Origin of the sequence: Caballeronia sp. LZ024, from assembly GCF_031451455.1 — a bacterium.
Classification (GTDB): Bacteria; Pseudomonadota; Gammaproteobacteria; order Burkholderiales; family Burkholderiaceae; genus Caballeronia; species Caballeronia telluris.
This window is the reverse complement of record NZ_JARUXL010000004.1, coordinates 1,493,418-1,509,901: the sequence shown is the minus strand read 5'-3', so window position 1 is coordinate 1,509,901 and position 16,484 is coordinate 1,493,418. Positions and strand designations below refer to the sequence as shown.

General features: G+C 63.8%; 15 protein-coding genes. 6 read left to right on the top strand and 9 right to left on the bottom strand.

The features are described 5' to 3' along the window. Positions 1-7 precede the first annotated feature (7 nt). Positions 8-691, bottom strand: a complete 684-nt coding sequence (locus QCE48_RS28975) for a phosphatase PAP2 family protein (RefSeq protein WP_309781909.1) — start codon at positions 689-691, stop codon at positions 8-10. Positions 692-1,044: 353 nt separating this feature from the next. Between QCE48_RS28975 and QCE48_RS28970 the strand changes: the two genes are divergently transcribed. Together QCE48_RS28970 and QCE48_RS28965 are read left to right on the top strand one after the other, a co-directional pair. Continuing rightward, positions 1,045-2,202 (top strand): PHB depolymerase family esterase, encoded by a 1,158-nt coding sequence (locus QCE48_RS28970; protein WP_309781911.1) that lies wholly within the window; start codon positions 1,045-1,047, stop codon positions 2,200-2,202. 135 nt (positions 2,203-2,337) lie between these two features. After that, positions 2,338-2,511, top strand: coding sequence for a DUF3563 family protein (locus tag QCE48_RS28965; protein ID WP_309781913.1), 174 nt, complete (start codon positions 2,338-2,340; stop codon positions 2,509-2,511). A 124-nt stretch (positions 2,512-2,635) separates the two neighbouring features. On the opposite strand, the gene QCE48_RS28960 is transcribed toward QCE48_RS28965, so the two are convergent. The 5 genes from QCE48_RS28960 to QCE48_RS28940 form a co-directional block, all read right to left on the bottom strand. Then, entirely contained in the window at positions 2,636-3,055 is a 420-nt protein-coding gene (locus QCE48_RS28960; protein ID WP_309781914.1) for an organic hydroperoxide resistance protein, read from the bottom strand. Between the two features lie 117 nt (positions 3,056-3,172). Next, positions 3,173-3,625, bottom strand: coding sequence for a MarR family transcriptional regulator (locus QCE48_RS28955; protein WP_309781916.1), 453 nt, complete (start codon positions 3,623-3,625; stop codon positions 3,173-3,175). Positions 3,626-3,737: 112 nt separating this feature from the next. Beyond that, on the bottom strand, positions 3,738-4,559 hold the full coding sequence (locus tag QCE48_RS28950) for a BPSS1780 family membrane protein (protein ID WP_309781919.1): 822 nt from the start codon (positions 4,557-4,559) through the stop codon (positions 3,738-3,740). A 9-nt stretch (positions 4,560-4,568) separates the two neighbouring features. After that, complete coding sequence (locus tag QCE48_RS28945) at positions 4,569-5,540, bottom strand: homoserine kinase (RefSeq protein ID WP_309781921.1); 972 nt, start codon at positions 5,538-5,540, stop codon at positions 4,569-4,571. A gap of 151 nt (positions 5,541-5,691) precedes the next feature. Next, a complete protein-coding gene (locus QCE48_RS28940; protein ID WP_309781923.1) occupies positions 5,692-6,093 on the bottom strand; it encodes a hypothetical protein in 402 nt (133 codons plus the stop codon). Positions 6,094-6,294: 201 nt separating this feature from the next. Here QCE48_RS28940 and QCE48_RS28935 point away from each other — a divergent pair, with 201 nt between their 5' ends. After that, positions 6,295-7,824 carry an AMP nucleosidase gene (locus QCE48_RS28935; RefSeq protein WP_309781925.1) on the top strand — a complete coding sequence of 510 codons (1,530 nt, stop codon included), beginning with the start codon at positions 6,295-6,297 and terminating at the stop codon, positions 7,822-7,824. Between the two features lie 60 nt (positions 7,825-7,884). On the opposite strand, the gene QCE48_RS28930 is transcribed toward QCE48_RS28935, so the two are convergent. Beyond that, positions 7,885-8,634: a TIGR00730 family Rossman fold protein gene (locus tag QCE48_RS28930; protein WP_116566132.1), complete on the bottom strand. Its 750-nt coding sequence runs from the start codon at positions 8,632-8,634 to the stop codon at positions 7,885-7,887. A 1-nt stretch (position 8,635) separates the two neighbouring features. Here QCE48_RS28930 and polA point away from each other — a divergent pair, with 1 nt between their 5' ends. The 3 genes from polA to QCE48_RS28915 all read left to right on the top strand — a co-directional run bounded on the left by polA (position 8,636) and on the right by QCE48_RS28915 (position 13,961). Further along, entirely contained in the window at positions 8,636-11,374 is a 2,739-nt protein-coding gene (polA, locus tag QCE48_RS28925; RefSeq protein ID WP_309783749.1) for a DNA polymerase I, read from the top strand. Between the two features lie 175 nt (positions 11,375-11,549). Beyond that, positions 11,550-12,887: an NAD(P)/FAD-dependent oxidoreductase gene (locus QCE48_RS28920; protein ID WP_309781930.1), complete on the top strand. Its 1,338-nt coding sequence runs from the start codon at positions 11,550-11,552 to the stop codon at positions 12,885-12,887. A 198-nt stretch (positions 12,888-13,085) separates the two neighbouring features. Next, the gene (locus QCE48_RS28915) at positions 13,086-13,961 is read left to right on the top strand and encodes a dienelactone hydrolase family protein (RefSeq protein WP_309781931.1); all 876 of its coding nucleotides are present in this window, start codon (positions 13,086-13,088) and stop codon (positions 13,959-13,961) included. A gap of 25 nt (positions 13,962-13,986) precedes the next feature. On the opposite strand, the gene QCE48_RS28910 is transcribed toward QCE48_RS28915, so the two are convergent. Next, complete coding sequence (locus QCE48_RS28910; protein WP_309781932.1) at positions 13,987-14,856, bottom strand: sulfurtransferase; 870 nt, start codon at positions 14,854-14,856, stop codon at positions 13,987-13,989. 203 nt (positions 14,857-15,059) lie between these two features. After that, the gene (locus QCE48_RS28905; RefSeq protein WP_309781934.1) at positions 15,060-16,166 is read right to left on the bottom strand and encodes an aromatic ring-hydroxylating dioxygenase subunit alpha; all 1,107 of its coding nucleotides are present in this window, start codon (positions 16,164-16,166) and stop codon (positions 15,060-15,062) included. Positions 16,167-16,484 lie beyond the last annotated feature (318 nt).

The following is a 16,484-nucleotide window of genomic DNA, read 5'->3' as shown; positions in this document are numbered from 1 at the left end:
CGCGCGTTTACGCAGCCGTGGAATGCGGCGCGGGGGCCTCGGTGCGTTGCATCGGCGCGTCGTGATGGCCGGCTTTCCAGCGCGCGCGCACGAACGGGCGCTCATGGCCCGACAATCCGAGCGCGATCTGCGTGATCCATTGCTGTGTCGGGACGGGAACGCCGTGCAGCGTGATCGCGACGACCGCGAGGCTCGCCGCAACCGGCGCGGGCGCGATCCGTCCCGGCTCCGCGCGCCACGCGAGGCGCGCGAACGCGATCGCGACCGCCGCACCGAGCGCGCAGCCCGCGACGACTTCCGACACCGAATGCGCATGCAACACGACGCGCGACACGCCGATCACGACGCCCGCGACGATCCCGAAAGCCACGCCCGACGCGCGAATCGCGCCGCGAGCGGGCAACAGCGCGACGAACAGCGCAACCGGAAGCACGGCGGTGGCGGCCATCGCGTGTCCGCTGATGCCGGTGAAGTCCCAGCCGCGCAATCCCACGCCCCAGCCGATAAACGCGATCTTGCTCAGGAACACGAGTCCGCAGCCAGCGCCGAGCAAGGCGAGCCAGCCGAACGCATATTTGCGGGGATAACCGATGCCCAGCCACACGCCGGTGGCGAGCGCGAGCGGAATCATCACGCCGACGCTTCCGAGCGCGGTGATGGACAGCCACAAGGAAACGGGAAGATGGGGCATCGAATTATTTTTCTTGGGTGGAACGGTGGTTGCTGCAATGCGGTAGTTCGAGGGATTCGCGCTCGGTCCTCCGCGAGTGAAACTCGAAGATACCAGCGAAAGCATGGCCGAGCACAGTATACGCGTTTCGGATATTTCCGAATATTCGCCGAACGGTCAGGAAATCCAGTGAATAAATAACGACAATTGTCGTTATCGCGGCGTTACAGTGCGCATCGGCGCTAAAAATGCCAAGCTGCTGAATCGTGTCATCGCACGCATCCGAGCGCGAACGATGCTATTGTGCACCGCACAAGTTCTGCTGCGCGTATCCGCTGTGGCCGAACCAACTGCATGCTGTGGAGGCCCCATCAATGCCCAAAAGTCTCACCAATCTCTGGCTGCGCGGCTTGCGTCGCCTGATCTCCGGCCAAGTCGCGCCCGCCCGTGTGCCGAAGGCCCGCACGCCGGCCAAACAAAAGCGCGCCGCAACGGTTCGTAAGCCGAAAGCGCCGAGCCCGGTCAAGGCGGCGCCAGCGCCGCGAACCAGCCCGCGGCCGCCGATGCGCGAATCGCGCGTGCGCCCGCGTGCGTCCGCCTGGGCGCGTGGCAAGTGGGAGCGCTCGTTCCACTCCGCACCGCCGACGGCTGGCCGCTTCGTCAATCACGTCTCCTACGCGCTCTACATGCCGCCGGGAGCCAGGCTCGCGCGCGTGCCGCTCGTCGTGATGCTGCACGGCTGCAAGCAGAATGCCGACGAGTTCGCCCAAGGCACGCGCATCAACCTGCTCGCCGACCGCTACGGCTTCGCCGTGCTCTACCCCGAGCAGTCGAAGCACGATCACCCGCATCGCTGCTGGCGCTGGTACGACGATTCGAGCGCGGGCGGCGGCGGCGAGGCCGCGTCGGTCGTGTCGCTCGTGCAGGCGGTGGTCGCGCAACACGGGCTGGACGGCGAGCGCATCTATCTCGCGGGGATGTCGGCGGGCGCCGGTCTGGCGGCGTTGCTGGCGGTGCGCTATCCGTCGGTGTTCGCGGCGGTCGGGCTGCATTCGGGCGTCGTTTTCGGCGAAGCGAGTTCCGCGATCGGCGCGATGGACGTCATGCGACGCGGCAGCCGCAGCAATCCCGTCGCGCTAATCGATGCCAGCGTCGACGTGCGTCATTATCCCGGCATGCCGGCCGTGATCGTTCACGGCGAGCTCGACTCGGTCGTGTCGGCGACCAACGCCGACCAGCTCACGACCCAATTCCTGCGGCTGAACGGTTTTATCGACGCAACCGGCGCGCGCCGCGCCGGGGAGACGCGTGAGGAAAAGCTGCCGGACGGCGTCGTGCGCGATTTCGTCAAGAACGGGCGACGCGTGGTGAAGACCTGCGTCGTGCGTGGACTCGGTCACTCCTGGGCCGGCGGCGACGACACCGTGGCCTTCCATTCGTCGAAAGGGCCGGATGCGTCCGCGCTGATGTGGGAATTTTTCAAGCATCAGCGACGCGTCAACCAGTCCGTCGGCGACGAGTTGCTTGCCTGACGGCGCTCCGGCGTTTTATCTGTTGCAAATTAGTCTTTAGGATCAAAGTTCTAGAGCGAAACACTGGTGCTCGACTAGGGATTACCCTATAATCGTTTCTGTCATAGGTATTTACCCTAATCTTCGAGGTTCACCATGTATCTGCTCAGCCGCCTGTTCCTGTTCCTGACCAAGACGCCCGACCAACGCGATCGCGAACGCGACGACGCTTATCTCGCCGAAGCCACCGACATTTACGATCTCGAATACCGCATGAAGACGCTGGATCGTCGCGCTTCAAAGCGTCATCCATCGTGGCTCGCGCAATAAGCGCAGGGCGCCTGGCAGGGCGCAACGCGCTTTTCGCGCGCAAGCTTCAAACGTAAATGCCGGCTCGCGAGCCGGCATTTGCTTTTGGCGCCGCGTCCTCGCCGCGCCAGTCTTTCCACCTGCGTCAGATCACCTTCACGCGCACATCGACGTTGTTGCGGGTCGCGTTCGAATACGGGCAAACCTGATGCGCGGCATCGACGAGTTGTTGCGCTTCCCCGGCGGCCATGCCCGGCAGCGTGATGCGCAATTCGACGTCCAGTGCGAATCCGCCGTTGTTGTTCGGGCCCACGCCGACATCGGCGGCTACAGTCGTATCGGCGGGAATCGCCCGCTTTTGCTGGCCGGCGACGAACTTCATCGCGCTCAGGAAACACGCCGAATAGCCCGCGGCGAACAACTGTTCCGGATTTGTGCCCACGGCGCCCGTGCCGCCCAGTTCCTTCGGCGCGCTCAATTTCACATCGAGTTGCTCATCCGACGAAACCGCCCGGCCGTCGCGGCCGCCCGTGCTCGTTGCCGTTGCCTTGTAGAGGATGCTCATGAGGTTCTCCATTCGTTGAGTTCGGTTCGATGTCTTGCTACCACGGGCAGAAATATAGCGCGCTAATCATTAGCGAACAAAGTAAATAATTTCGATCGCCATCTTCGATTGAATCTATTAGTCGGCGATGTATTCGTTCAGCGACGCGCGCAGGCGCACGAGCGAGTCGCGCAAGTGCAGGATGGTATTGGCGTCGGCACCCGCCGCGCAAAAAATCGCCGATGGAATCTCGCGTGCCGACTGCTTCAGCGTTCGACCCGCGTCCGTCAGGCGGATATGAACCTGGCGCTCGTCCTCGACGCCGCGAATCCGCTCGACGTAGCCCTGCGCTTCGAGACGCTTGAGAAGCGGCGTCATCGTCGCGGAGTCGAGGCTCAGGCGCGTCGCGATCTCCTTGACCGTCAGGTCGTCGCTTTCCCAGAGCACGAGCATCGCCAGATATTGCGGATAGGTCAGATCGAGCTTTTCGAGCAGCGGCTTATACGCTTTCGTCATCGCGAGCGAAGTCGAATAGAGCGCGAAGCACAACTGCTGGTCGAGTTCGAGCGGGAAATTTTCTGGCGTGGTCATGGCGTGAGTCCGGGCGCGGCGGCGATCGCGTTAGTGTACGGAAATCCTTCGCACACGAAGGCAAGCGCAAAAAAAGGGCGCTTTCAGCGCCCGTTTTCCAAAACAACGCGGATCAAACGCCCTTCGGCCCCGATGCGTCGGGAATGTCCGGCGTATCCGGCGACTGCACGCCGAAGCAGCCGCGATACGTCGCGTAGAACGAGCAATAGAGCGCGGTCGTCACGAGGATCGACGCGGGCATCAGCACCGCGAGCGCGACTTCCTGGCCGACGCCGAGCGCTTGCATCAGCGCGGTCAGGCCGAACGACACCGCGATCGCGATGGCGATCCACAGCACGCCGTAGAAGATGAACGCGCCGCGATTGCGCCAGCAGCCGACGAAGCTGAAGAACAGCGCTTTCGCCGGCGGCACGTCGTGCCACGCGACGAGGATCGGCGCGAACCAGAACAGCATCGCGACGGGCAGATACGCGGCCATCGCCACCAGCACCGCGAGCGGGCTAAAGCTCGCCGCGACGGTTTCCGGATCGCCGGTTGGGCCGCTGCCGAGCATCATCGAGAGTAGGATGCCGCCGTCGACGAGCGCCGACAACGCGAAAATCACCGCCATCGCGACGATATACAGCGCGCCGAGCACGAGCAGCCGCCGCGAGACGACGCTGCCATACGACCGGAAACCGTCGATGAGCACGGTCGGCCAGACCGGTTTGCCGGCGATCGTGTTACGGCACGCAGCCATGAAGCCGACGGCGACGCCCGGAATCAGCAGAAGCGGCAACAGCGGGCCGATCAGCGGGATGCGCGAGATCAGCGTCATGACGAACAGATACGCGAAGAACACCGTGAGAAAGGCGAGCGGATTGCGGCGGAACAGCCAGATGCCCTGGCGGAACCACACGTAACCGGCTTTGGCGGGGACTTCGATCAGTTGCATAGATGAGCTTTACCGTGAGGCGGGATGAGGTGCGGCTTTGACGCGTTCGCGCAGGATGCGTTCGAAATGTCCCGGATCGTGCGGCTTGAGCATCTCGGCCTCACGCGGACGATAGAAATCGTACAGGCGCGACACCCAGAAGCGCAGTGCGCCCGCACGCAGCATGTCGTTCCAGTGACGCTCTTCCGCCGGCGTGAACGGCCGCACGGTCTGGTAGGCGCGCAGCATGGCGTCGACGCGCTTCGGGTCGAGCACGCCCGTCGCGAGGTCGATGCACCAGTCGTTCACGCACACGGCGACGTCGAAGAGCCATTTGTCGACGCCGGCGAAATAGAAGTCGAAGAAGCCGCCGAGGCGCGTGTGATCCGCCGCGTGCGCGAACAGCACGTTGTCGCGGAAGAGGTCGCAATGACACGGACCCTCGGGCAGCGTCGCGTAATCGGCCGAGCTGAAAAACGCCGTCTGATGCGCGAGTTCGGTTTCGATCAGCGCGCGCTGGTCGTCGGTCAGGAACGAGAGGATCGCGGGCACATTCTCACGCCACCACGCGAGACTGCGCAGATTGTGCTGATGCTGCGGAAAATCGCGGCCCGCCAGGTGCAGGCGCGCGAGCATCTGGCCGACCTCGATGCAGTGCGCGGGCGTCGGCGCCAGTTCCGGCGTGCCTTCGAGCTTCGTGACGATGGTCGCGGGCTTGCCGTTGAGCGTGGCGAAGAGCGCGCCGTCGCGGCGCGGCATCGGATCGGGAACCGGCACGCGATGCGACGCCAGATGACGCATCAGGTCGAGATAGAACGGCAGTTGCGTCGCGGTGAGGTTCTCGAAGATCGTCAGCACGTACTGACCGTGCGTCGTCGTCAGAAAGAAGTTGCTGTTCTCGATCCCCGACTGGATGCCGCGAAAATCGACGACATCGCCGAGATCGTAGTCTTGCAGCCAGTCTTCGAGCTGGGAAGCGGTAACGGGAGTGAATACGGCCATGCGTGAACGTGGGTCGGGTTGGACGGCTGGCTCGTTCAAGCGCGTGGCGCGCGACGCTGCCAGTCCGGCGAGCCGCGCTTCTTGCAGCGGCTGCCAGGCGGGAATTGTAGAGGTCGCGAGGAATGTCTCGCGAAAGTTCAATAAACGCGCATCAATAATGCAGATTCACCGACGGCAGGCGCGTGCTCGCCTTGCCGTTGTCGCGCACCGAGGGCGACGTGTCCGCGGGCGCGCTCATCTGATAGCGGGTGCCGAAATTCGACTGCACGTTGATCTCGACGGGCTTGCCCTTGTCGCGATATTCGGTGATTTCGGTGCCGTTCGTGCTCAGTTCGTGGTAACTCGGCGTGCGCGGCGGCGAAATCTCGACTTTCGAGCTTGCCGTGGCGGCGGGGCGGTTGATAGCCTTCAGATCGGGAAGCCCGGCGGCCTCTTCCGGCGACATCGCGCGGGGCGCCGGCGCTTGTTCTGCCGCGGGCGCCGGCTGTGCGATTGCACTGATGCTGCCGGCGGCGAGGACTGCCGCGAGGGCGGCAGAGAAAAGCGGCTTCATGGTGGTTCTCCAAATGACTGGGCCGGATTTTATCAAAACGCATCCGCCAAAGGGTCGCGCAACGCCTTATTTTGCGCCGCTTTTGGCGAATCCGACGGCCGCGTCATAAAGGTGTTGCAACGCGCACGCAGCGAGCATGGGCTTCATGGTTCTGGCGTTCTTCCGTGGTAATGTCGATTCATCACACGAGCGCGCCAGATCATGACAAACGACCGAACACAAAGCACTCAGGCCACGCCCGCCAACGATTTCCCGACGGAATCCTTCGACGATCCCGTCTCCGCCGTCACGCGCCTGTCGGCGATTTATGAAGCGAACACCTCATTTCTGCGCGACGCGTTCGCGCGTTATCGACGCAACGAGCACTTCACGCACCGCGTGCGCGCCTGCTATCCGTTCGTGCGCGTGCGCACCGAGCTGAACACGCAGATCGACTCACGGCGTTCCTATGGCTTCGTCGCGGGGCCGGGCATCTTCGAGACGACGCTCACGCGTCCCGACCTCTTCGGCGACTATTACCGCGAGCAACTGCGGCTTCTGACGAAGAACCATCATGTCGGGATCGAGGTGGGCGTGTCGGCGCAACCGATCCCGATTCACTTCGCGTTTGCCGAAGGCATCCATCTGGAAGGCGATCTCGACCGCGACCGGCTGCTCGCGATGCGCAATATTTTCGATACGCCCGACCTCGCGCTGCTCGACGACCGCATCGTCAACGGCACGTATGAGCCGGCCGCGGGCGAGCCGCATCCGCTGGCGCTTTTCACGGCGGCGCGCGTCGATTTCTCGCTGCATCGGCTGCGCCACTACACGGCCACCTTGCCGACGCATTTCCAGAACTACGTGCTCTACACGAACTACCAGTTCTATATCGACGAGTTCGTGAAGCTCGGCCGCACGATGATGTCGCGTGCCGATGACGACGAAACGCGCGCCTATCGCAGCGAGTATTCGTCGTTCGTCGAGCCGGGCGATGTCATCACGTACAACGCGAACCTCAGCGAGCAGTTCGAGGACGAAGGTACGCCGCCCGCGCGTCTGCCGCAGATGCCCGCGTATCACCTGAAGCGTGCGGACGGCAGCGGCATCACGATGGTCAATATCGGCGTCGGGCCGTCGAACGCGAAGACGATCACCGATCACATCGCGGTGCTGCGCCCGCACGCGTGGGTGATGCTCGGCCACTGCGCGGGTCTGCGCAACACGCAGCGCCTCGGCGACTACGTGCTCGCGCACGGCTATGTGCGCGAGGACCACGTGCTCGACGCAGATTTGCCGCTGTGGGTGCCGATTCCGGCTCTGGCCGAGGTGCAGGTCGCGCTGGAGAAGGCGGTCGCGCAGGTCACGCAACTCGAAGGCACGGAACTGAAGCGCGTGATGCGCACGGGAACGGTCGCGAGCGTCGATAACCGCAACTGGGAGTTGCGCGACCATCGCGAGCCGGTGCAGCGCCTGTCGCAAAGCCGCGCGATCGCGCTCGACATGGAAAGCGCGACCATCGCCGCGAACGGCTTCCGGTTTCGCGTTCCGTACGGCACGCTGTTATGCGTATCGGACAAGCCGCTGCACGGCGAACTGAAACTGCCCGGCATGGCCGACCAGTTCTATCGCGCGCAGGTGGACCAGCATTTGCAGATCGGCGTGAAGGCGATGGAGTTGCTGCGGATGAACGGACTGTCGAGACTCCACAGCCGCAAGCTGCGCAGCTTCGCGGAAGTCGCGTTCCAATAGGCGCCTCTTGAAAAGAAAGCGGACGGCCTTCGAAGGAAGGCCGCCCGAATCGCCCAAGCGTCAGAGATAGAACATCCGGTCTTCGTCCGACTTGCCTTCGGCTGGCTGTTCGCCCGTTTCTTCGCGGTCTTCGTAGAACTTGAGCACCGCGTCGAGCACTTGATCGGGGTCGTCGATGACCTGCATCAGGTTCAGGTCCTTCTCGCCGATCACGCCGTTCGTGAGCAGCGTCTCCTTGAACCACGCGAGCAGGCCCGACCAGAACTCCGCGCCGACGAGCACGATCGGCACATGGCGCGATTTCTTCGTCTGGATGAGCGTGAGCACTTCGGCCAGTTCGTCGAGCGTGCCGAAACCGCCGGGCATCACCACGACCGCATCCGAGTTCTTGACGAACGTGACCTTGCGCGTGAAGAAGTGACGAAAGCGCAGCGAGATGTCCTGCCACTGGTTGCCCGACTGCTCGTGCGGCAATTCGATGTTCAGCCCGACCGACGGCGACTTACCCGCATGCGCACCCTTGTTGGCCGCTTCCATGATGCCGGGGCCGCCGCCGGAGATCACGGCGAAGCCTGCATCGGAGAATCGCTGGGCGATTTCGATGGTCAGTTTGTAGTAGGGCGACTCCGGTTTCAGACGCGCCGAACCATAGATGCTGATGGCAGGGCGGATCTCCGAGAGGTACTCGGTCGCCTCGATAAACTCTGCCATAATCGTGAACATCTGCCACGATGCGCGAGCCTTTTTGGCCGTCGCGCGCTCTTGATCTGCGAGCGATCGCAGACTCGGAATCACTTTTCTCTTGTTCATAATGCCTGAAGAACTAAGTCTTGAAGGTAAGACCCTGCTATTGGTCGACGGTTCTAGCTATCTCTACCGGGCCTACCACGCGATGCCGGATTTACGTGGCCCCGATGGCGGGCCGACTGGCGCGCTGTACGGCATGATCAACATGCTGCGCCGCTTGCGGCGCGAAATCAATGCAGAGTATAGCGCGTGCATATTCGACGCCAAAGGCAAGACGTTCCGCGACGACTGGTACGCCGACTACAAGGCCAACCGGCCCTCGATGCCCGATGATCTCTCGCGTCAGATCGAGCCCATTCACGTGACCGTGCGCGCGCTCGGCTGGCCGCTCGTGATGATCGAAGGCGTGGAAGCCGACGACGTGATCGGCACGCTCGCGGTTGCCGCCGAGAAGCGCGGCATGAAGGTGATCGTGTCGACGGGCGACAAGGATTTGGCACAGCTCGTGACTGATCATGTCACCCTCATCAATACGATGACCAACGAAACGCTCGACCGCGCCGGCGTTGCAAACAAGTTCGGCGTGCCGCCGGAGCGGATCGTCGATTATTTGTCGCTGATCGGCGATACGGTCGACAACGTGCCGGGCGTCGAGAAGTGCGGCCCCAAGACGGCCTTGAAGTGGCTCACGCAATACGACACCCTCGATGGCATCGTCGCACATGCGAACGAGATCAAAGGTGCGGTAGGAGACAATCTGCGCAAGGCTCTCGACTTCCTGCCGATGGCGAGAAAACTCGTCACCGTGCACACGGAATGCGATCTGAGCGCGCAGATCGAATCGATCGACGCGACCTTGCCGAGCCGTCCCGAAGCGCGCGAAGAACTGCGCGATCTCTTCACGCGACACGGCTTCAAGACGTGGCTGCGCGAAATCGAAATCGCCGATGCGGTCGAAGGCCCGACCGATACGCCGCCCGCCGAAACCACGGAGATCGTCCATCACTACGAGACCGTGCAGACCTGGGAGCAGTTCGATGCGTGGCTCGCGAAGATCGATGCGGCCGAACTGACGTCGTTCGATACCGAGACCACCTCGCTCGATCCGATGGTCGCGCAGATCGTGGGGTTGTCGGTGTCGGTCGAGCCGGGGCACGCGGCGTATGTTCCGCTTGCGCATCGCGGGCCGGATGCGCCCGACCAGTTGCCGCGCGATGAAGTGCTTCAGAAACTCAAGCCGTGGCTCGAGGATGCATCGAAGAAAAAGGTCGGCCAGCATTTGAAGTACGACGAGCAGGTGCTCGCGAACTATGGCATCGAGCTGAACGGCGTCGAGCACGACACGCTGTTGCAGTCGTATGTGCTGGAGTCGCATCGTCCGCACGACATGGACAACCTCGCGCTGCGCCATCTCGGCGTGAAGACGATCAAGTACGAGGACGTGGCGGGCAAGGGCGCATCGCAGATCGGCTTCGACGAAGTCGCGCTCGACAAGGCCGCGCAATACGCCGCGGAAGACGCCGACGTCACGCTGCGCCTGCATCAGGCGCTGTATCCGCAGGTCGCGGAAGAAGAAGGGCTGCTGCGCGTGTATCGCGACATCGAACTGCCGACCGCGCGCGTGTTGCGCAAGATGGAGCGCAACGGCGTGCTGATCGATCGCGAGAAACTGCAGAAGCAAAGCAGCGAGATCGCGACGCGTCTGATCGAACTCGAAGGCGCCGCGTATGAACTTGCGGGCGGCGAATTCAATCTCGGTTCGCCGAAGCAGATCGGGCAGATCTTCTTCGAGAAGCTGCAATTGCCGGTGGTGAAGAAGACGCCAAGCGGCGCGCCTTCCACCGATGAAGAAGTGCTGCAGAAGCTCGCCGAAGACTATCCGCTGCCGAAGATTTTGCTCGAACATCGCGGCTTGTCGAAGCTGAAGTCCACCTATACCGACAAGCTGCCGCGCATGGTCAACGCATCGACGGGCCGCGTGCACACGAACTACGCGCAGGCGGTCGCGGTCACGGGACGCCTGTCGTCGAACGAACCGAATTTGCAGAACATCCCCGTGCGCACGGGCGAAGGGCGGCGCATCCGCGAGGCGTTCATCGCGCCGCCGGGCAGCCGCATCGTCTCGGCGGATTATTCGCAGATCGAACTTCGCATCATGGCGCACATCTCCGGCGACGCATCGCTGATGCGCGCGTTCGCCGCCGGCGAGGACGTGCATCGTGCGACAGCCTCGGAGATCTTCAGCGTCACGCCGATCGAAGTATCCAGCGATCAGCGGCGCATCGCGAAGGTCATCAACTTCGGTCTCATCTACGGCATGAGTTCGTTCGGACTCGCGTCGAATCTCGGCATCACGCGCGATGCCGCGAAGCTCTACATCGACCGCTACTTCGCGCGTTATCCGGGCGTCGCGGCCTACATGGAGAACACGCGTGCGAGCGCGAAGCAGAACGGCTTCGTCGAGACCGTGTTCGGGCGGCGTCTGTGGTTGCCCGAAATCAACGGCGGCAGCGGACCGCGCCGTCAGGCGGCCGAGCGCGCCGCGATCAACGCGCCGATGCAGGGCACCGCCGCCGACCTCATCAAGCTTTCGATGATTGCCGTGCAGGACTGGCTCGAAGCATCGAATGCGAAGTCGAAGATGATCATGCAGGTACACGACGAACTCGTGCTAGAAGTGCCGGAGGAAGAACTGTCCGACGTGCGCAAGCGTCTGCCGGAACTGATGTGCGGCGTCGCGACGCTCAAGGTGCCGCTCGTCGCCGAAGTCGGCGCGGGCGCCAACTGGGAGGAAGCCCACTGACCGGAAACGCCGCATGCCCGGCATGCGGCAAGCGGGCTTGTGAGTGCGCTGCAACGGCGCGCACAATGTCCGTCGAGGCGAGCACGCATGCCGATGTCCGAAGAATCAAACGAGTCGCAATAAAGACGCAACTACGACAAGCAACCGTGTTGCAAGGTCGACAAGGGAGAGTGCCATGCATCGCTTCATCATCGTTGGAGGAGGGGCCGGGGGACTCGAGCTTGCCACGCGTCTTGGCGATCGCTACGGTTCCACCGACCGCAAGAAGGCCCCCGCAGCGCAGATCACGCTGATCGATCGCAATCCCACGCACATCTGGAAGCCGCTCCTGCACGAAGTCGCGGCGGGCAGCATGGACCCGTTCACGCAGGAACTCGAATACGCGGCGCAGGCGCTGTGGCACGGCTTCGAATTCGCGCAGGGCGAACTGGTCGCGCTGGATCGGAAAGCAAAGCGCATCACGGTCGGCCCTTTGCGCGACGACGAAGCCGGCGAGTTGATCCCGCAGCGCGAACTCGAATACGACACGCTTATCGTCGCCATCGGCAGCACGACGCACTTCTTCGGCGTCGCGGGCGCGCAGGAAAACTCGATCGCGCTCGATACCGTCGGCCAGGCCGAGTTGTTTCGCAAGCGGCTGATCGCGGCGTGCATGCGCGCGGAGCATCGGCCGCCGGAGCCGGAAGTCGCCGGGCAGCCGAGGCAGCCGCGCATCCAGGTGGCGATCGTCGGCGCGGGCGCGACGGGCGTCGAATTGTCGGCGGAATTGCGCAACACGGCGCACGTGCTGTCGGCCTATGGGTTGCACAAGCTCGATCCGAAACACGACATCGGCATCGTGCTGATCGAAGCGGGGCCGCGCATTTTGCCGGCCTTGCAGGAGCGCGTCTCAACGGCGACCGCCGAGCTGCTCACCAAGCTCGGCGTCACGCTGATGACGGGCGAAACGGTCGCGGAAGTCGGCCGCGATTCGATCCGCACCGCGAGCGGCAAGACGATTCGCGCCGACCTGACCGTGTGGGCGGCGGGCATCAAGGCGCCGGCGGTGCTCGGCGAACTCGACGGCCTGCCGACCAACCGTCTCGGCCAGTTGATCGTGCGCCGCACGCTGCAAACCGAAATCGACGACGACATCTTCGCCCTCGGCGACTGCGCCGCCTGCGCCTGGCCGGGCAACGAGCGCAACGTGCCGCCGCGCGCGCAGGCCGCGCACCAGCAGGCGAGCTTCCTGATGAAATCGCTCGCGCGCCGGCTCGAAGGCAAGCCGCTGCCCGAGTACACCTATCGCGACTTCGGGTCGCTCGTGTCGCTCGGGCATTACAGCGCGGTCGGCAATCTGATGGGCGGGCTGATCGGCGGGAACATGCTGATCGAAGGGCTCTTCGCGCGCTTCATGTACATGTCGCTGTACCGGCTGCACGTGGCCGCGCTGCACGGCTATCCGCGTATGGTGCTCGACACCTTCGCGCACTGGCTGCGCCGTTCTACCGCGCCGCGCGTCAAGCTGCACTGAGGCTTCAAAGCTGTTTAGAATGAGCGGCGCGCCTTCGGGCGCGCAGTCCGGAGCGCGGTCCGAGGTTGCGCCGCGCTTCTTGCCGTGCAGCGCCACGCGTCGTCGCATTCCGGGGAACGGCGCGCGGTCTCCGATTCCAGCGTCGTCCGGCGCGATGCAGCCGGCGGCCCTCGGCGGCCTTTGCCGCAGGAGCTTCGTATGCTTAAGCCTGAAGTCGACAGCCTCATTCCGCACGTTCCGTTCGATCGCCGCACCTTCATCAAGGCCACCTTCGGCACCGGCTTCGCCGCAGCCGTGTTGCCGGTCTCGGCGCAAACCATCCATACCGACAGCGACGGCCTCGAAGCCGGTCCGATCGGCGTGCGCGGCGCCGACGGCGCGCTCGTGCCCGCCTATCGCGCGCAGCCGAAGGGCAAGACGAAGCTGCCGGTGATCATCGTGATCCATGAGATTTTCGGCGTCCACGAGCATATCGCCGACGTCTGCCGGCGCTTCGCGAAGCTCGGCTATCTGGCGATCGCGCCAGACCTGTACACGCGACAGGGCGATGCGTCGGCGTACAAGTCGATGCAGCAATTGAACGAGGAGCTCGTGTCGAAGGTGCCGGATTCGCAGGTCATCTCCGATATCGACGCGACCGTCGCGTGGGCCGGCGAGCATGGTGGCGACGTGAGCCGGCTCGGCATCACGGGCTTTTGCTGGGGCGGGCGGATCACGTGGCTTTACGCGGAGCACAATCCGCGCGTGAAGGCCGCCGTGGCGTGGTACGGACGGCTGACCGGCAACAAGACGCCGAACAACCCGAGCTTCCCGATCGACAATGCCGGCGAACTGAAGGTGCCGGTTCTCGGCCTCTACGGCCGGCAGGACCAGAGCATCCCGCAGGACACGATCGAGGCGATGAAGCAGGCGATCGCGGGCGGACCTGCTGTGGCGCGCGGCTCGCAATTCGTCGTCTACGACGACGCGCCGCACGCATTTTTCGCCGACTATCGCCCGAGCTATCGGAAGGCCGACGCCGAGGACGGCTGGCGCCGCGCCCTCGCGTGGTTCAAGGAGCACGGCGTCAAGTAACGACGCCGCGCGCGCATGACGCGAATCAGGCCGTCGCGCCCGTCGCGACGGGCCGCGACGGGTTCGCGCACCACTCGCTCCACGAGCCGCCATAGAGCGCCGCGCCGTGCAGTCCGGCGATCTCCATCGCGAGCGCGTTGTGGCAGGCGGTCACGCCCGAGCCGCATTGCAGCACGACGCGATCCGGCGGCGTCTTGCCGAGCAACGCGCCGAACGCGTCGCGCAACTCGTGCGCCGTGCGGAAACGACCCTCGTCGGTCAGGTTGTCCTTGAAAAAGCGATTGAGCGCGCCCGGAATGTGGCCGCCCACCGGATCGATGGTCTCGTTCTCGCCGCGATAGCGGTCGGCGGCGCGCGCGTCGATCACCAGATGGTCGCGCGCCGTCAGATTGCGTTCGACCGCGTGGACGTCGACGGTCACCGCGAGCGGCTTGCCCGCCTTGAAATTGCCGGGCGAATGCGGCGGCACGTGCGTGTCGAGCGGCTGGCCGGCGGCCTCCCACGCCTGCATGCCGCCGTCGATGAGCGCGACCGAATCGTGTCCGAGCCAGCGCAGCAGCCACCAGAGGCGTGCGGCGTACATTCCGCCCGCTGCGTCATAGGCGACGACCTGCTGGCCTTCGTTCAGCCCGAAACCCGCGAGTGTTGCGACGAGCGCCGCGCGATCCGGCAGCGGATGGCGTCCGTTCGTGCCGGTCTTCGCGCCCGACAGATCGCGATCGAGATGCAGGTAGTGCGCGCCCGGCAGATGGCCGGCCGCGTAGGCGGCGGCGCCTGCCTCGGGCGCGGCGAGATCGAAGCGGCAATCGAAGACGAGCACGCTGCCGGGCGCGGCGGCAAGCCGTTCGGCAAGATTGGCGGCGGAAATGAGCGTGGTGTAGCGTGTGTGCGGCATGACGGCTCCTGATGCTCGCCCGGCTTGCCTTGCGAAGAAGGGCGGGCGCTTTCGAGTAGTGGATACACTCAGTCTAAACAAAAAAGACGCGCTCAAAGAGCGAAGTCGGATGCTCGCTTTTCCGGTCAGCCGTCCGGCGCCAATGCAAAAAGCCGCGTTCATTGCTGAACGCGGCTTTTTTCGTCATGAGCGCGGTACGCGCTTCAAATTTCGCCAAGCTGATGCCGCAGGAACTCGTGGAAATGCTGCATGCCGGATTCCATCGGGCTTTGATACGGCCCGACCTGCGATTCCCCGCGCGACATCAGCGCGCGGCGGCCCGCGTCCATGCGTTCAGCGATTTCGTCGTCCTCGCGCGCCGTTTCCATGTACGCGGCGCGTTCCGCCTCGACGAACTCACGCTCGAACAGCGCGATCTCCTCGGGATAGTAGAACTCGACGATGTTCGTCGTCTTCTGCGCTCCACGCGGAATCAGCCACGACACCACGAGCACGTGCGGATACCACTCGATCATGAGACCGGGGTAGTACACCATCCAGATCGCGCCGAATTCGGGCGGCGTGCCGTTGCGGAACTTGAGCACTTCGTCGTGCCATTTCCGGTACGTCGGGCTGCCCGGCTTTTCGAGGTTCTTGTGCACGCCGACCGTCTGCACGCTGTACCAGTCGCCGAATTCCCAGGTGAGGTCGTCGCACGAGACGAAGCTGCCGAGGCCCGGATGGAAGGGCGCAACGTGGTAATCCTCCAGATACACCTCGATGAAGGACTTCCAGTTGTAATTGCACTCGTGCACTTCGACGTGATCGAACATGAAGCCCGAGAAGTCGAAATGCTTCGCGGTGCCGAGGCGCGCGAGATCGGCCGCGACGTTGCGGCCCTCGGCCTCGAAGAGCAGGCCTTGCCAGTTCTGCAGCGGCGTGGCGCCGAGATTCAGGCAGGGCTTGTCCGCGAAATGCGGCGCGCCGAGCAGTTCGCCCTTTAGGTCATAAGTCCAGCGGTGCAGGGGACAGACGATGTTGTCCGCCCGGCCGCGCCCGTTGAGCATGATCGCCTGCCGGTGGCGGCAGACGTTCGACAGCAATTCGATCTGCGATTGCTGGTTGCGCACGAGCACGCGCCCTTCGCCCTCGCCGGGCAAAGCGAAATAGCTCCCCGCTTCGGGAACCATGAGTTCGTGCCCGATATAACGAGGACCCTGCTTGAAAAGTGTTTCGAGTTCGCGCGTCAGAAGCGCTTCGTCAAAGTAAGCCGTGACTGGCAGTTGGCTATGGACAGCCTTCAACTGCAATGCATTGCTCAGATTGGACATTCCCACTCCCGATGAAGACGTGAAAGCAGTGAACAACCCAACCATCGAAAAATCGATTTAGGGAGCCCGCGATTATACCCAAATCCCCTTTTCCAGGGCGCCAAGGTCCTGATTTGGGTCAATTTCCGCACGGGAGTTCCGGGGAACCGGCGGGGAATGGGCAGCGTTTCCGGACACATGCGCGCGTGCCCGACGGGCGCTCGGGCACGCGCGCAAGGCCCGGTGCATATGGCGGGCAACGGCGTGAAGGTCGGAAAAGCGGCTTTTGCCGTAGAATGTGCGACTTGTTCCCAAAAATTCGATTCCACACCAACGATT

Coding starts and splice junctions, on each gene's coding strand:
- QCE48_RS28915 (WP_309781931.1), top strand. CDS start 13,086: ATGCTTAAGCCTGAAGTCGACAGCCTCATTCCGCACGTTCCGTTCGAT.
- QCE48_RS28940 (WP_309781923.1), bottom strand. CDS start 6,093: ATGAAGCCGCTTTTCTCTGCCGCCCTCGCGGCAGTCCTCGCCGCCGGC.
- QCE48_RS28965 (WP_309781913.1), top strand. CDS start 2,338: ATGTATCTGCTCAGCCGCCTGTTCCTGTTCCTGACCAAGACGCCCGAC.
- QCE48_RS28950 (WP_309781919.1), bottom strand. CDS start 4,559: ATGCAACTGATCGAAGTCCCCGCCAAAGCCGGTTACGTGTGGTTCCGC.
- QCE48_RS28970 (WP_309781911.1), top strand. CDS start 1,045: ATGCCCAAAAGTCTCACCAATCTCTGGCTGCGCGGCTTGCGTCGCCTG.
- QCE48_RS28910 (WP_309781932.1), bottom strand. CDS start 14,856: ATGCCGCACACACGCTACACCACGCTCATTTCCGCCGCCAATCTTGCC.
- QCE48_RS28935 (WP_309781925.1), top strand. CDS start 6,295: ATGACAAACGACCGAACACAAAGCACTCAGGCCACGCCCGCCAACGAT.
- QCE48_RS28955 (WP_309781916.1), bottom strand. CDS start 3,625: ATGACCACGCCAGAAAATTTCCCGCTCGAACTCGACCAGCAGTTGTGC.
- QCE48_RS28945 (WP_309781921.1), bottom strand. CDS start 5,540: ATGGCCGTATTCACTCCCGTTACCGCTTCCCAGCTCGAAGACTGGCTG.
- QCE48_RS28920 (WP_309781930.1), top strand. CDS start 11,550: ATGCATCGCTTCATCATCGTTGGAGGAGGGGCCGGGGGACTCGAGCTT.
- QCE48_RS28905 (WP_309781934.1), bottom strand. CDS start 16,166: ATGTCCAATCTGAGCAATGCATTGCAGTTGAAGGCTGTCCATAGCCAA.
- polA (WP_309783749.1), top strand. CDS start 8,636: ATGCCTGAAGAACTAAGTCTTGAAGGTAAGACCCTGCTATTGGTCGAC.
- QCE48_RS28960 (WP_309781914.1), bottom strand. CDS start 3,055: ATGAGCATCCTCTACAAGGCAACGGCAACGAGCACGGGCGGCCGCGAC.
- QCE48_RS28930 (WP_116566132.1), bottom strand. CDS start 8,634: ATGAACAAGAGAAAAGTGATTCCGAGTCTGCGATCGCTCGCAGATCAA.
- QCE48_RS28975 (WP_309781909.1), bottom strand. CDS start 691: ATGCCCCATCTTCCCGTTTCCTTGTGGCTGTCCATCACCGCGCTCGGA.